The organism is Bacillus sp. UNC41MFS5 (genome assembly GCF_000686805.1).
In genome coordinates this window covers 1,050,778-1,067,201 of the sequence record NZ_KK366017.1, presented here as the reverse complement: position 1 = coordinate 1,067,201, position 16,424 = coordinate 1,050,778, and the positions used below count along the sequence as shown (strand labels likewise).

10 protein-coding genes are annotated in these 16,424 nt (G+C 37.3%); 2 read left to right on the top strand and 8 right to left on the bottom strand.

What is annotated here, in order from left to right; genetic code table 11:
• Position 1: 1 nt before the first annotated feature.
• Positions 2 to 2,338 carry a YhgE/Pip domain-containing protein gene (locus BR30_RS0121485; protein ID WP_026566786.1) on the bottom strand — a complete coding sequence of 779 codons (2,337 nt, stop codon included), beginning with the start codon at positions 2,336 to 2,338 and terminating at the stop codon, positions 2 to 4.
• A 304-nt stretch (positions 2,339 to 2,642) separates the two neighbouring features.
• Here BR30_RS0121485 and BR30_RS35385 point away from each other — a divergent pair, with 304 nt between their 5' ends.
• Positions 2,643 to 2,954, top strand: a complete 312-nt coding sequence (locus BR30_RS35385) for a replicative helicase loader/inhibitor (RefSeq protein WP_051633717.1) — start codon at positions 2,643 to 2,645, stop codon at positions 2,952 to 2,954.
• 85 nt (positions 2,955 to 3,039) lie between these two features.
• Here the strand turns inward: BR30_RS35385 and BR30_RS0121475 are convergent, their stop codons facing one another.
• The 3 genes from BR30_RS0121475 to BR30_RS0121465 form a co-directional block, all read right to left on the bottom strand.
• Entirely contained in the window at positions 3,040 to 3,819 is a 780-nt protein-coding gene (locus BR30_RS0121475) for a Cof-type HAD-IIB family hydrolase (protein WP_026566785.1), read from the bottom strand.
• 280 nt (positions 3,820 to 4,099) lie between these two features.
• Positions 4,100 to 4,804 carry a response regulator gene (locus BR30_RS0121470; RefSeq protein ID WP_026566784.1) on the bottom strand — a complete coding sequence of 235 codons (705 nt, stop codon included), beginning with the start codon at positions 4,802 to 4,804 and terminating at the stop codon, positions 4,100 to 4,102.
• Between the two features lie 15 nt (positions 4,805 to 4,819).
• On the bottom strand, positions 4,820 to 6,373 hold the full coding sequence (locus BR30_RS0121465; RefSeq protein WP_081825558.1) for an ATP-binding protein: 1,554 nt from the start codon (positions 6,371 to 6,373) through the stop codon (positions 4,820 to 4,822).
• 415 nt (positions 6,374 to 6,788) lie between these two features.
• Between BR30_RS0121465 and BR30_RS0121460 the strand changes: the two genes are divergently transcribed.
• Positions 6,789 to 8,090, top strand: a complete 1,302-nt coding sequence (locus tag BR30_RS0121460) for a CitMHS family transporter (RefSeq protein ID WP_026566782.1) — start codon at positions 6,789 to 6,791, stop codon at positions 8,088 to 8,090.
• 510 nt (positions 8,091 to 8,600) lie between these two features.
• Here the strand turns inward: BR30_RS0121460 and BR30_RS0121450 are convergent.
• From BR30_RS0121450 to BR30_RS0121435, 4 genes are read right to left on the bottom strand one after another with little or no spacing between them, the layout of a single operon-like run.
• Positions 8,601 to 13,070: a coiled-coil domain-containing protein gene (locus BR30_RS0121450; protein ID WP_026566781.1), complete on the bottom strand. Its 4,470-nt coding sequence runs from the start codon at positions 13,068 to 13,070 to the stop codon at positions 8,601 to 8,603.
• Positions 13,048 to 13,794, bottom strand: a complete 747-nt coding sequence (locus tag BR30_RS0121445; protein ID WP_026566780.1) for a DUF6063 family protein — start codon at positions 13,792 to 13,794, stop codon at positions 13,048 to 13,050. The genes BR30_RS0121450 and BR30_RS0121445 overlap by 23 nt, the downstream gene beginning before the upstream one ends.
• Positions 13,794 to 15,305: a hypothetical protein gene (locus BR30_RS0121440; RefSeq protein ID WP_231507792.1), complete on the bottom strand. Its 1,512-nt coding sequence runs from the start codon at positions 15,303 to 15,305 to the stop codon at positions 13,794 to 13,796. Before BR30_RS0121440 ends, BR30_RS0121445 begins: the two co-directional genes overlap by 1 nt.
• Positions 15,296 to 16,369 (bottom strand): Wadjet anti-phage system protein JetD domain-containing protein, encoded by a 1,074-nt coding sequence (locus tag BR30_RS0121435; protein ID WP_026566778.1) that lies wholly within the window; start codon positions 16,367 to 16,369, stop codon positions 15,296 to 15,298. The genes BR30_RS0121440 and BR30_RS0121435 overlap by 10 nt, the downstream gene beginning before the upstream one ends.
• Positions 16,370 to 16,424: the final 55 nt, after the last annotated feature.

Here is a 16,424-nt window from a genome sequence, read left to right as displayed (position 1 = left end):
ATTACTGTACCTGTAATGGAGACTTTCTTTTGAATTTAACGATAAAAAATGTCAAAGTTGCAATCAGGAATAAAACAAAGAAAATCGCAATGTGCCCGATATTATTCCACATATAACCAAAATCACCGGTTGAGATAATCGACCTGAAGCCAGAAATCGAATAGGTCATTGGTAAGTATTTCATTATATTTTGCAGGAATGTTGGACCTAGTTCAATCGGGTACGTTCCTGCACTGCCTGTTAGCTGCAATATCAAGATAATAACCGCTAAGAAACGTCCCGGATTATCAAGAACTGTAACAAGGAATTGAATGATGGCTAAGAATGCCCAGCTCGTAAAGATGCTTAACATGATGAAATATGGAACACTCTTCACCTCGAGCCCGAGACCTAACAACATGACCGCGTCGACTAATAGCGCCTGGCCAATTCCTACAGCTAAAATTACCCCAGTTTTTCCGATAAACCAACTAAAACCGCTCTTTGGTTCCGTTGCTGGTTGAAACATTGGAAAAATAACGGAGAGCATAAGTGCACCTACAAAAAGACTAAGTGATAAGAAATATGGTGCTAATCCACTACCATAATTTGGGACATGATTCATTTTGTTTTCTTCAAGATTGACTGGTTTTGCAAACATATCATAAACTTTGTTATTGGCTTTTACATCACTGGCATCTTTAGCTCCGTCTGCCAATTGATTGCTTAATTCTTGCGAGCCATCCGTAAGTTTTGTCATCCCGCTGTTTAATTCCTTCGAACCACTCGCAAGGGTGGACATGCCGTTATTTAAGTCTTTTTCTCCCTGATAAAGCGATGTGGTGCCAGATGCTAATTTATTTGCGCCCTGTGCTAACTTATTTGTCCCTTCTTTCAATAAAGTGGAGCTGGATGATAATTTCCCTAACCCAGCAGTTAGGCTGCTTGAACCACTTTCAATTTGACCGAATCCTTTTTGTGCTTCATCAATCTTAGCACCAAACAGGGTAAGTCCTTGCTTTAACTGTTCTTGACCGTTTAATACCTGATTAGCCCCGCCCGATAATTGGGTAATACCATCAGCCAATTTCTGTTGACCTTGATTCAACTGATTAGCACCTGCGGCTAATGAATCGGAGCCTTGTTTTATCTGCTCAGCACTGCTAGACAAATCTCCTACACCAGAAGCCACCTGCTGGCTGCCTCTTGACAATTTGGTCAGGCTATCCTTTAAAGCATTCAGTTTTCCCTTTTCTGTTGGATCATTCGTATTTTCTTCCATGCTACTTACTTCATCGAGCAGCTGCTGAAGTCCTTGACTGACCGTATCTGCACCTGACTTTGTTTGGTCTGCTCCTGTCTTCCAGCTATCTAAGGAAGCTGAGAGCTGCTCAGAACCATTAACGATTTGCTTTGACCCTTTTTGCAGACTAGGAACATTTTCTGCTGCAGATGTTAGACCATCAGATAATTGCTTCGTGCCATCCTCCGCTTTTTTCGCACCTGCTAACAGCTTTGTATTGGCATCTTTCATTTGGGTGAGGCCAGTGCTGAATTGCTGCAATCCGCCTTGGAGCTGCTCTGAACCCGATGAAGCTGAAACAACTCCATTTGAAAAAGCAACAGATTTATCTGCTAAAACCTCAAGGTTTTGCTTGATCGTCTTGGCGCCATCGTCCACTGTTTTTGCACCATTCGCTAATTTTTCTGCACCGCTGTTAGCAGATGTAATTCCATCTGATAAACTGCTGGCCCCTTCTTTGGCTTTTGCCATCCCGTTTGAAAGTTCCCCTGCACCGTCACTTGCCTTGTTCAACCCTTTAGCGACATCTTTTAAACTGTCAAACATAGATTCCGCATATGTTTTCGTTACGGATTCGGATACGGCTTCTTTGATTTTTTCAACAGCCGAATCGCCGATTTTGGATGATAAATAGTTATTTCCTTCATTAACGGTATAGATCAGATTTAGTTTTTTGGGATTTTCACTTTGCAGCGTCGTTGCATTTTTTGAAAAATCTTTTGGAATTTCAATTTCCAAATAATAATCTTGATTCTTTAACCCTTGTTTAGCCTTTTTTGTACTGACAAAATTCCAATTAAAAGTTTTTTTCTCTTTCAAGTTCTCAACTAAATCCCTGCCAACTGTTATCTGCTCTCCATTGTACTCGGCACCCTGGTCATTATTGACAATCGCCACAGGCATTCTGTCCAAATGAGAATATGGATCCCAAAAGGCCCATAAATAGGTTCCACTGTAAAGAACCGGAATCGTCATCACACCGATAATGGCGATTAATAATTTACGCGTGCGAATAATCCGCAGAAATTCACTTTTCACAGAAGGGAAAAATCTCATGTAACTCACCTCATTCATTCTACTTCACATCTCGGCCCGTTATGACTATAATCCCCATTTAGTCATTTTAGGATAAAAAAAAGAATGTTTTCTCCTGGTTGACCATTTTAGTTTTTTAGTCATTTATTTGACTTTGTTATAATACCACAACTTATTTTTAGTTTCAACCATTTCTGTGTTGATATTTGTTTTGAGGTAAGACCATCAAGACAATACTAGTAGCGGAGATAAACGGCAACAACCATGCCCGACTGGATGGAACGGTAGATTCATGAAGGGAAAATGTGTTAGAGGAGGAATCACAATGACAAAGGAAGAGGTAGTTGAACTTTTAATACTTATAGAATCGGTATATCCCAACTGCGTATTTAAGTACGAGACGGTCCAGCAATGGTTCCAATTTTGTTCTGACATGGATTATGAAAAAGTAATGGCCAGGGTGAAAAACCACATTCGAAAAAGTCCATTTCCGCCTGCATTTGCTGATATCGCTGTATTCACTTCTGAAGAAAATGATTTCCCCGGACGGGAGAGAATTAAACGAGAATGGAAATCTGACCAACGAAATACAATCCCTGAATGGCTTGGTGAATATTCAGCAAGAAAAAATGTTTAGCAGGATAAAAAATAAACCGAAAAATATGAAGTTTTGAATAAAAACTTCAATTTTTTTCGGTTTATTATAGGTTCTATGTATGAAGTTATAATAACCCCACCAATTGAAGACCATGAGTAATTCCATTGTCGTCAACTGATTTTGTCACATATTTTGCGACTGCCTTTACACTTTCTTCAGCATTTCCCATTGCTACACTATTTTTTATGGTTGTTAACATTTCCAAATCATTAAGCCCATCACCAAAGGCATATTGGTTTTCTTTTGAAATACCTAGTTTTTCAACTACTTTTTCAATCCCTTTTGCTTTTGAACCTCCATTAGGGACTATATCGACTGAAACAGGATGCCATCTCACAAAATCAAAATCACGAAACTCCTGTTCATATTGTTTCTCTTCCCCTTCTGGACAAAAAAGAAGAGACTGAAACAGCTCACGTCCTTTGTAATAAAGAGGATCATGCGAAGGAAAACGACTAATTTTTAACGTAGCAATACTTTCCGTAATGAAGCTATGCTCTGGTACATTCGTTTTCATATCCTCGTGATCCATAAAGACTACCGGATGATTGTTAAGAAGAGCTGCCTCTGTTAACTTTTCAATAGCTGAGGGATTTAAAGGATTTCTATATAACTCTTCACCTCTTAACACGACGTATTGTCCGTTATAACTTACAAATGTAGTAATCCCTAATTCTTTTCGCAGATCCTCAAACATAAACGGAGCTCGTCCTGTTGCAATAGCTACTTCATGTCCAAGTTCCTTTAATTTAAAAATGGATTCTTTCGTTGAAAGCGGTAATTCTTTATCATGGTTAAGTAAAGTTCCATCTATATCAAAGAATATAATGCTTTTATCGCTCATTTTTAGTTCCAACTTTCGATGTGTATTTTTATAAATTATTATTTACCATTATAAATCACTCGATCAATACCTCCTAATTTTTTGCACCACTACCTAGTTTTGGTTGTTCTTCTCCCAAAGATTTCATTCCATTTTTTGTGATTCATCAAAAAATTATTATCAATGATAGACATTTGCAATAAAATTAAATGAAAATAAAAATAACCCGATTAAGGCGTGCACAACCATAGTCGGGTTTATTCTTTCTAAAATAACGAATGGTTCTAAAAAAACGCACAGATTACTTCTTCCGATATCTCCTTTCAGGGCGTCCTATGGTTCCGTAAATAACTTCTACTTCCATCTCATTAATTGCAACTAAATACTCAAGATATCTCCTGCCAGTAGAATGACTGGCTCCTATTATTTTTGAAAAATCATCTGCATTTATGTTTTCATTTATATCCTTTATTTGTTTCCTGACTTTTTTTAATGTATGTTTATCAATTCCCTTAGGCAATATTTCAGGTAGTTCCTCCTGGGCTAAAACCGCTTCCCGTGGTTGTTTAACTCTAAAAAAATCGTTAACATCTTCTTGTTCAACAATTGTTAATTTGACTAATTTTTCTCTAGACTCTTTGAACTGTTCCAGCACTTCAAGGAACTTGTTTATCATAATGGGTTTAAGGATGTAACTGAATGCTCCTCCCCTGATTGCTTCGCTTACAGTGTCAACATCATTGGCTGCTGTTATCATAATTACGTCAATTCTTCTCAGTTTTCTTCTAATCTCCCATAATAAATCTTTCCCATTTATATCAGGAAGAAAGACATCGAGCAAAATAAGATCGGGAGTAAATACATTCAACATCTCAAGTGCCTGCTTCCCCGTATTTGCAATAGCGACTACTTGAAATCCTTTTGCTTTATCCGTAAATTTTTCATAAATTTTAGCCGCTGTTTCATCATCTTCTACAATCATTACTTTGATTAGTTCCTTGGTCATCTTGATACCCCTCTCTTAGTTGCCTTTTGGTAAAACGATTGTAAATTGAGCTCCGCCTGAATCACTTGTAGAAATAAAAATCTCCCCATCTAGTTTTTTTAAGGCATTTTTAACAATGGCTAGTCCTAGTCCATGATTTTCTCCTTCTTTTGTTGTAAATCCTTGAATAAAAATCATCTCCTGCCATTCTTCAGGTATACCTTTACCGTTGTCTTCTATATCAAAAATGATATCGCTTCCAATATCTGTGAAGGAAACTTTTACATAGGCGCCATTAGAATTAGCCCGAACAGCTGCCTCCATGGCATTATCTATTAAATTACCAAGTATGGATACAAATAATTTAGTATTTAATGTAGAGGGGATATCTTCCAGGTTGCTGTCTTTATCGATTTCAAGTTCTACTTTTAATTCCTTTGATCGATTAATTTTTCCAAGCAGACAAGCCGCAATAAAAGGATCTTTAACTGAGGAAGTTAAAAAAACCACAATATCTTGACGTTCTTTGACTTCTTCTGAAATCAGTTCCCTTGCTTCGTCATACTGTTCAAGGGTAATCAATCCATAAATAGTGTTTAATCTATTTAAATATTCATGATTTTGGGCGCGGATATGGTCAGAAACGTTTTGTACTTTTGAAATCTCATCTATAATTTCCTCTATTTCGGAAACAGGCCGGATGGTTAATACAGCACCTCGTGTTCTTTGTTTTTCCAGAATCGGTGATGCGTCAACCAAATTTAATTGGTCACCAAAAATCACCTTTTGATTAATAACATTTTGTTGACTGCCCATTACGGATTCTATTAGAGCGTATAGTCGGCTATGCTTTATTCTCATACCCTTCTCGATCTCATCGTGTTTCAACAACTCTCTTGCCCGTTTATTGATGGATGTTACTTCACCGTCTATGTTGACAGCAACAGTGGCATCTCTAATAGATTCTAAGGTAGCTTCTTTTTCTTTAAACAAAAAGGATATTTCTTCTGGCTCAAGATTAAAAATTAGTTTCTTTACCCTCTTTGAAATAATAACTGCCCCAGTTATCCCAAATAACAAAATAAAAATAGAAAACTGAAGTAACTTAAGGCGGTAGCTATGTACTTTTCCCTCTACTTCAGAGGTTAAGAAACCAACGGACGAAACACCAATTATTTCTCCCTCTTTATTATAAATAGGGGTTTTTGCCTTAATTGCCTTTCCTGAAATCCCAGTTCCTTCATATATAATTGAGGCATTATTTTCAAATACCTGTTTGTTGCTTGATCCCATCGGCTTTCCAATATATTTTGGTATCTGGTGAGAGTACCGAATATTTTCTTTATTGCCAATCACTACATAGCCGGCTCCAGTTGATTTCCGTATTTCTTCTGCAATGGGCTGTATAATTAAAGAAGGATTGGGATCCTTAAATGCATTGATAATGTGTTCCTTTTGGGAAGTCATCTTCGCTACTGCCATAGCCTGGTTACCCAATGAAGTTTTAATCATATCTTCAATCATCATGGAAAATAGAGCACTTACAGAAACAATAGTAATTAAAATAATAGTGGAAAAAAATACAACCATTTGTGTTAGCAGTCTTGGTTTTTTAGTCCTTTTACCCAATTGGTTTCCCCTCGCTAATATCTCAGAAGATGTGATTTTTTATATTATATATCAATAATAACACTATTCTAATATTTGCTTCAATTCTATCAATTGTAATGTTAGTTATTATGTGAGTTTGTGGAGATTTTGATTTTTACGTGAAAAAAATGAAAAAAATGATATTTATGGAGAAAATTAAAATTATTTGTTTTATATATTCCTATGAATATCATCATGTTAATCTTTCTTAGAAAGCGCTATCAATTAGTGCACAGTGGATACACTCATCTAGTCTTGTTATTAATTTGCTTTACTCTATAAAAAAACTTAAGTAAAAAATAATTCGTCTAAGATTAGTTGAACCCACTATTAATAACAAAGGAGGATTTAAAGTATGCTATCTTTTTTGGGATTTTCTATGGTTGCAATTTTTATGTATCTAATTATGTCAAAACGGCTAACCCCCCTTGTCGCTCTCATGCTCATTCCCATCCTTTTTGGTCTAATCGGGGGCTATGCGAATGATTTAGGCACGATGATGTTTGAGGGGGTAAAAGCTATTGCCCCAACCGCCATTATGATTTTTTTCGCCATTTTGTACTTTGGGCTTATGATTGATACTGGTTTATTCGAACCCCTTATTACCAAAATTTTAAAAATCGTCAAAGGTGATCCTTTAAAAATTGTTGTAGGTACAGCTGTTCTATCGATGATGGTTGCTTTAGATGGTGATGGAACCACGACCTATATGATTACGGTTTCTTCCTTGCTTCCACTTTATAAACGTCTAAGAATGAATCCTCTAATTCTTGCAGGAGTAGCCATGTCCTCAATGGGAGTAATGAATATGACTCCTTGGGGAGGAGCTTCTGCAATGGCGATGACTTCATTGAAGCTTGACTCATCTGAGTTGTTTCTGCCACTTATTCCTGTCATGGGTTTTGGGCTTTTATGGGTTCTGGTTATATCCTATATTTTTGGAAAAATGGAACGTAGGAGACTTGGAGTTATAGATATTGATGCATTTCGAGAAGTGGCCAGTACGGCTGAAATGGATGCAAAAATGGAGTTTAACTATCGCCGTCCAAAACTAGTATGGTTTAACTTTGCTTTAACACTCTTTCTCATAGTTTTGTTAATTATGGATGTTATTCCACTCATGATTTTATTTATGGTTGCATTTGCTATTGCTTTATTAGTTAATTATCCAAATATAAAAGAGCAACAAGAACGAATCTCTTCTCACGCAAGTAACGCAGTAGCGGTCGTCTCCATTGTTATTGCAGCTGGTATTTTTACAGGTATTATGTCAGGCACGAAAATGATTGATGCCATGGCTACTACTTTAGTGTCATTAATTCCTGAAGCATTGGGGCAGCATTTACCAGTAATCGTGGCTTTTTTAAGCGCTCCTTTTACTTTTTTCATGTCAAATAATGCCTTTTATTTCGGGGTACTTCCAATTATTGCCCAAGCCGCCGAGTCTTATGGCATAAGCGCTGCCGAAATCGGCCGTGCCTCCATATTGGGACAGCCTGTCCACGTTCTAAGTCCTTTGGTAGCAGCCGCACATTTATTAATAGGTATGGTAGGAATTGAATTTAGTGATTTACAGAGATTCTTAATTAAATGGGCTCTAGGAACCACTACGGTGATGGTAATAGCCGCACTTGTTTTAGGTGTTATTTCTTTATAAAAAAGGATTACATTAGTGAGAGGAGGTTATTTTATGTGGATAATTACTGTATTCAATACCAATTCCAAAGGAAATAAAATTACTATGTTTGAATTTGACACTGAAATAGAAGCTAAAGAAAATTATAAAAGAATCCAAGGCTGCAAAATTTTTTCCGAGGTTATATATTATTAAGCCCCTTCTTTTTCTTAATCTTAAGAATGAGCTTTATTAAATTAAAACTCTTATCTCAGTGATAGTAGGTTAATTAATTTACTCGCTAGGATTGATGAGAATTGCCCATGATATGGACACAGCCTAATAAAAGGGCCTATACCGCTAACTGATGACCTCGGTATTACACCGTGGTCTTCTTATTTAATCCCACTGGTAATGCTGATTATTGTATATTAATATTTATTAAATATCCTTAATATATATTTTTCACTCGTTTCCTAGTACACATAAAAATCTCACCTTCTATACAGAAAGTGAGATTTTTTTCCCCTAATCCTCAATCCTATCATTGTGTTACCTTACCTGAGCAACTGCCTCTCCCTGATAAATCCGAAATGCTGGAACAATCGTATCTGAAACAATTTCTTTTCCTTTTTCACGAATGAAGTCTAATTTATAATAGGCATCAAATCTTTGGCTGATTTCCGTTTTCACCAGTTCGGGTGGAGTGACGACGATAAATTGAAACTTCAGTTTTTCGGCCACTGCGAAGATCGGGTCAAGGACATGAGCTGATGCAGCCTGGCCGAACGGATTATCACAGACTAAAGGAACCCAGCTTTGGTCGGTTTCGCTTTTAACGGATAATAGCATCATCATCATCACCATTCGGGCTGATAACTTCTGTCCGCCACTGCCATCGGATTTCGTCTTAGAACCTTGATTAATCGTCTGCCAGGTTGAATAATGTTCTTTTTGCGGTTTCCCGTACATAAAGGCATTATCTGTTCGCATATTATAGACCAGCAGCTCAGGATATCGATTTCGGAGTGATACAAATAATATTTGCTCATCACTTATGAGTTGTTTTATTTCCTCGTCTAATAATCGATTATTGTCATCAATCATATCAAATTGTTTGGTAATTTTGTTAATGGCAGCTACAAAGTGCTGCTTTAGCAGTGGTTCGATATCTTCAGCCTTTTTAGGTAAGATATCTTCTTTGAGTTGGACGAGCGGGAAGGATCCCCGTTCATTTTTTAGCTTCATTTTCGAAACCATGGACCGAATGGCCTCTGCAATGCTCATCACCTTCATGCTTGCACGGCTAGCCCAGAAGTTTTGAGCCTTTTCTGCTCTTTCTTTATCGCGTTCTAATTGTTCCAATCCACTTTGTGAAAAACGTTTCATGTTTCTAACGATGGTCTGGATATGCGTATAATGCCTTGTATCCATATGGTCTAGAGTCGTTAACACTTCATTTTTAAAACGAATCTCCCAATCTTTTCCTTCAATCGTAAGTTTTAAATTGCGTAAAGATTGATCGATTTTCGCATGCTTTTCCTGACCCTCTTCCTGAATCGCCTGATGTTCTTCACACCAGGATAGGATACATGCTTTTCCTTGACTCTTAATTTTTTCTAGATCATCATTCGTAAATACTGCAGCTTCCTCTTTTAAGATAACGGATAACGTTAATAAATCGCCTTCATAACCCGTAATTTTGGAGTCCGTTTCTTTTTGGCGTTTCTCAGCCTGCTTTACTTCTTCTTTCGCTAATTTCGTTTGGTCCTTAATTTCAACTTCCTTAACTCCTAAGTCAAGGTCTTCCCACTGTTCAGGCTGTTTTTCATGTTTCTCAACTTTCTTTCCTGACTTATCACGCTGTTCAGCCGCATGCTTTAAAGACGTTTCCGCCACCGTTACAGCAGTTCCTTGTTCCCGTTCTTCTTTTTCTGCTGTCTTCGATTCCTTCTGTGCCGTTTGCAGCATAGTTTCTAATATACTTAGAGGTTCATCAGGTTCTGCTGCTTTATTCCAGTCCTGATCATGGGTAGTCAGTTTTTTCTCTAATTTCTTTTGCTGCTTTTGTTCGGTTTCTCTTTTTGCTTGAAGAACGAGTAATTCTCTAGCCTGTTCTTCTTTTGATTTTTGAAGCTGTTTTAACTCCTTTGTACTGCCGTTAATCTCTTGTAGTAAATGCGTTGAAAGATGCGGGACCTCTTCAGATTGATCTGCTTTTTCATCAGCAGGAAAAGCTGCTTCTTCTATAAAGAACCGGATTTCCCTTATATTTTGCTCGGTTGTAAGCTTCCATTCCACATACGTTTGATTCCACTGGTTTTGTAATTCAACTGTATTCTGGTGCTCTTTCCCTATTTCTTGTTGCTGAGCTCCTAAGGCTTCCTTTAGCTTTTCTTTCTCAAGTTTTACCCGTTTATTTTCATGATGAAGAGTTTTTTCTTGATCAAACTCCTCTAATTTTTCAACATTTCTAGTAAGTTTCTCGATTTTACCTTTTGTCTTTTCCAGTTGCTCTTTTAACCCAAGCTGTAATTCTTTTTCTTTTTCTTCCTGTGTTTTAATTTCCTGCAATTGCGTCTTTTTAGAAAGTAGAGCGTTTTGTTCCTGAGTGAGAGCTTTTTCGATATCACTAGAAAGCTCACTAGATAAAAATCGATCAATTTCTTTTAAAATACGTCGTAAAGAGATTTCTGTTTTTTCAATTTCAAGGAGAGTATCTTTCTTTTCATCTATTTGTTTAGCAATCGTTATTTTCCAACTGGTGAATTGATTTTTATCACTTAATAGTTCTTTCTCTGTTCCGTTAATAATCACAAAGGTTGGCAGGTGGTCTTCGCTGTTCATTTCCTCACGCAAGTAGATTGGTACAGGACTTTTAAACATCCTTCCTGAAAGAACCTGTTGATTAATTTTTTGCCATTGCTGCCCGTTTACGACCAACCCGTATGGGAGGAGCGGATACGTCATAAGTGAGTGAGCCATTTCCGCTGGACTTAATGATTGGAGAAATTGGGTTCCATAAAATACATCAATTCCAGTCTTCTCATCAATCCATTCCTTTAATTCCTTCACGTCTTTATTTGCGATCCAGAAGGGCTCATCGTTTAAGGAGTGGTCAAGTTGTGTTTCCCAAAGTTCCTTTTTTATTTGTTCAGCTTGTTGCCGGTTATTGCCTAGTATTTCTTCTATCTGTATCGCATACTTCGATAGGAGAGATGGAGTAAAAGGTGCTGTGACATCGTCTATTAAACCAAGAAGCTTATCTAATAGTTTTGCCTCTTTTTGTTTTTGCTCTTCATTTGCTAAGTTTAAGTTTTCACATTTTTCATCTGAATGCTGAATCGATTGAACAAGCGTACCATGTGAAGTAGCAAGTTGATTTTGCTTTTCACTAGATTCTTGATCTTTTGCCTGCAGCTCAACTAATCCAGCCTTTTTATCTTCAATTTGTTTCAAAAAACTCTCGGCCAAGCCCTTTAAGTCATAAGTTATGCGATCGCCAAATTCTTTGATAAGTGCCGCTTCCTTCGACTCAAACCTATGCATTTGCGCATAAAGAAAATCAATTTCCGTACTTAGCTGAGCTATTTCTTTTGTCTTTTGTTTATCCTGCTGCAACAGCCCTGATGCTTTTTTATGTAAGAACTTTTGATACCCCACATATTGTTTAACACCATCTTGAATCAATAGATAGGATTGCTCCCATTGCTTTCTAGCTTCTTGTTTAATTTCTTCCATTCTTTGATTCACTTGCTCTAAGCCGCTGTTTTGCTCTAATGTCGCGATTTGCTGCGATAGAGAGCGTATAGTTTGTTCATTTTCACTCCATTCTTTTAATAACAGCTGAAAGTCCAGTTGAGCTTTTCGTTCTTGTTTCTCTTTAACGATTGCTTGTAAGGAAGTATGTTTCTCCCTTTCTACCACTAATTTCTTCTCCCAGTCCATGACCTCACTGTGAGCTTTCGCAAATTCTAAATTATCTTTTTGAAAGCGTAAATCTGATTGTCTAATAGCTAATTTTTCTAAGTTTTTCTCTAACTCATGCAGTGTTTCCTCTTCTGATTGCTTCAAGTATTCTAAGGCACCAAGCAGTTGTCTTCCTGTTTGTATACTTGCATGTACAATTTCTTTATGTTCTACTCCTTTTGCTAAGTGCTCTTCAAATGGAACTATGTCTTCTAAAAACTCTTTATGGGCTTGCTCCCTCTTCAAGAGTACAGGCAGGTCTTTAGCGATACTTGCCTGACTTTTGAAAATCTCCACAAGATCATTTTTTTGATGTTCTGTTCGATGCATCACTTGACTCACTGTAGGAATGATTCGTTTTTGAAAGAGAGAATGATCATCCTCAGCTCCCTCAAAATATTTTCCAACGCCGCCTTCATCCTTGTTAATGTCCTTCATAATATCCCAGTCTTTACGATTAATCCCGTATGTATCAAGGATACGATAGTGCTTCTTCGGATCTCGGTAAACGTCATATCCATTCCATTTTAGATAGTCCTTCAAGCTTTCCGTTTCAGCAACCTCACCATTTTCATAGAGAGGGATATGCTCAAGCGATGCCTCTTCTTTCCGCTCAAATTCTCTTGTATAAAAGGTAAAAATAGGAAGGATCTTTGCTTCCTGTTCCAAAGGTTTACCTTCATGTCCACCTTCTTCATTCATCGAGATCCGTTGCTCAGCTGAGAACATTCCTCCCGTTACCAGATGCCGGCTGTCCGCCCCATCTAATTCCCACTGAATGAGAACATGAAAGGTATAGGGAATAAATTGCTCTTTATTGTTAAAGAAAAATTGCTGATAATAACGATTGTTTTGTTTTCCCCACGAAGTTCCAGGTTTGAGTATTTGGAATATGGTCTGGAGGAACACACCTTTCCCACCCCCATTCATCATTGCAATGAGTCCATTTGTTGATGTCTCATCATTATGAAAATTAAACGTGGTATCTTTATACTGCTTTTGCATGCCATCATACTTGAGGCCGACAATTCTAATTCGATGGATTTTCGGCATGCATATCCTCCTCTGTTGTCATTAACTTTTTAAAAACTTCATACCGATCATAATCGTGATACAAGTATTCAATTCGCTCAAAAAGCTCTTGTTTTGGAATAACCTTAGCTATGTCGTCCCGATCAAGAATGACAATTAGCCCTTCCGTCTCTAATAAGCGCATAGCGCTGGCAATTAAACCGATTCGAGTCCTTCGATTGCCTTTTTTACTCCCATAATCATCTGTGTCAACCTCCATGTATTTCCATGTGGTCACAACTTCCTTCATATCAATCCGTTCTTCTTCACCGAAGGTCGGTTCAACTTTAAGAATGCTCTCCCATTTCATCATTAAGTCATTAACTTGCCGTTCTAATGCATAGTAACTAATCCCTTCCCGCTTTGTGCGGATTTTAGCAGCCTGGTTGCGGTCTATGGCTGCTAAAAAAGACATAATGACCACGCTAATCAGATGAAAGTGTTTTTTCGTTTCAACTTGCCGATGCTTTTCTTTCATATGAGTAAAATTCGTAGCAAAGACAGAGCCGGTTGGCTGAACAACTAAGTGGATCCGTTTAGGCGATTCAATGATATATGTACCTGATTCGTCTGCTAATAAAAGAACGGTCTGTCTCACTTCCGGATCAAAATACGTCTGAAAGTGTTCGCTATTTTCGTCGATGACTTTATCTTTTAATAGAGTAAAATAGACAGCTGATGCTCTTTTGATCGTTTCTGCATTCATCATTTCTCCTCCTGAACACATATTTTAAAAGGGGTAATTTTCATTTGATACCATAGGAATGGCTCCGCCCGATGGTCAAACATGGTATAAATCTTTAAGCCTTCGAAGACTTGAAATTGCGGATATTCCTTCATTAATTTATAAAGAAGAATTTCCCTCTCATCTGTTAAGGTTTCTTCCTTTCTATGCAGCACTTGAACCTTCAGCGGTTTTTTATCGAACATCATCCATAAATCAATCGTTTCAGATTCTTCAAACCACAAATCCTGTACTTCCATTGGCATCTCGGCTAAATCTGCTAACGAGAACTCTCCGTTTGTTTGTAAAAATTGAAAAACATAACTCCATGCCTTAATAACTGAATCCCAGTTCGTCACTCGCAAACGAGTAATGCTTTCTTCTGCATCTTCTTCGATTACGGCATCTGTTAGTTGTTTTTCATCAAATTCTTGTTCGCCCCAAATCCAATCGAGCGGCAGAATAAATTCATTTTTCGGTGAAAATATCGGAGAAAGGACTCCTTCTATCATCTCGAAATTTTTGACCCCTTCCTTCATGAACCAATTTTCATAAAAATGCTCTCGAAATGAAACCAGACTGTTTTCCCAAAACAATGAAGGGTTTTCCGCCTTTAATTTCATTTCATAGGAAATATTTTGAATGACTAGCTTAGCAAAACGATCATGCAATTGTCTTGTATGCCCTATTTTTTCTTGAAGAAGAATCAATTCTTTCTGCATAAAATCATCGTCTTCATTCCTGCGTTTAGTCTTTTCTATCATATTAGTAATGGTACGGAAGTGATTTTTTTCTTCTTCAAATTGCTTCTCAATTTCAATCCGATTGTCGGCCCTTTGCCATTCCTCTTCCATTAATAAGATTTTGGGATTGTTTATCATTTCTTTTTGAAAGGTGAATTCATTTGCCATTAAGCGGTTTACTCGTGAAATGAGGTGATCGAGGTTTCGCGTAGCTTTTCGAAAATTACCGTTTTTAATCAACTGCATACTATAGAGTTGTTCTATCGTAATAGAGAATTCCTCAGCCATTTCCCTGCTCATAAAAATCATTTCCTGAGAGACATCCGTGAGTTTATAAACAATGGATCCGCCTATTTCTAAGTTCGTATATAATTCATCCATCGTGACATATCGGTAGGTCTGTGTTTCCCATGATTGTTTGATTTCATCGTAATATAGGGCTTCAAACGGTTTACTATACTCTTCCTTTCCCTGATATAAAAGCCCACTTGTAATTCGTTCAATTTGCTTATCGTCTGCTAACAGCTTCATTTGCTTTATGGAATCTTCCACCATGTATTTGATATCGGATTTACTTCGATGATCATCATCATTTAATTCTCGATAAAAAATGGTGAGTAGCACTTGCATGAGAATGGTTTGAATATGAGGCTTTAGCTCACCTACCTCCATCCCCCTGCCAAGTTCAAACAATGGATTTAATCGTTGCATTCGCTGGGCGAATCCTTCCCATGATTCGTTCACATCCATCTCCTCCATGTTTCGATTGTTAACACTTCTTGCGCTATCCGCTTATTTTCTTGCCATAACTGCTGTAATAGCGCATGCTCTTCTTCCGTAAACCATTGAAAGAATAAATCACGGTATTTGAGGTTTTGTGTTTGACCTTGTTTTTGGTCATTCTTTTGTTCTAGACATTCGAGCATCTTTCGGTAAATCTTTAAAGCAGGCTGGATACAGCAATCTGGATATTTTTCGATAAGCCGAATGAGGACTCCATAACCCGCGGCATCGAGATCTCCAGCATAATAGAAAAGATAGGATTTAGGTGGAAACATTCGGAAGAAAAAGGAAAAACTCCGTTCAATTTTCGTTCCTTCACCATAAATAATTAGTTCCGGTTCATAGTCGAGTTGATTTGCTTCCAATAACTTAATGGAAGTATGAAAGAAAGATAGATTTTCGACGATTAGTACTCTCTGAATATCTTTCATTTCTTTCCCTTGTTTCATCCAAAAGACAAAGGGCTCCCCGTAGTTCACCATTTTAAGCTGGTCTTCTCCTATGCCAATTCTAGCTAAAAATCCTTTTCCATCCGGAAAGCTATCACTGTCGAGTAAGAATTTCTCATGACCAAATAGTTCTAGGCTTCTTTCTTCCACTGACACGATTTCCCGTTCTTGACTGGACTTTAGAAATGTATAGACATTTTGAATTCGATTCCATTCGTCTTTCGTTTGCCATTCGGGATGCCGTTCATAAAAGGAAAAATCAAACTGATCACCTAATTTCATCATCTCGAGACGATCCCATTGGTTTTCCTGAACTTTTATATTTACCCAATAATATAATGATAGAGATGGTGTTCTTCCATTGAATTGATTATTTAGGATAGGAATTAGTTGTCCTTCTGCTTTCAATGTATCAATGGCACGATAAAACAATGAATAGCCATCCATTTCAAAATAATCATCCATAAGCTTCCGTAACTGAAGTTCTAAATCATTAATATTTATTTTCTTTTTTTGTTTAGGGTGTTGAATATCAGCTATAAAACCTCTCACCCGTGTTTCAATGATGTCGATGGTATTCACCTACTTAAATCTTCTAAGTTTCATAGGGATAGACTCATACTATCCCATTTGGACA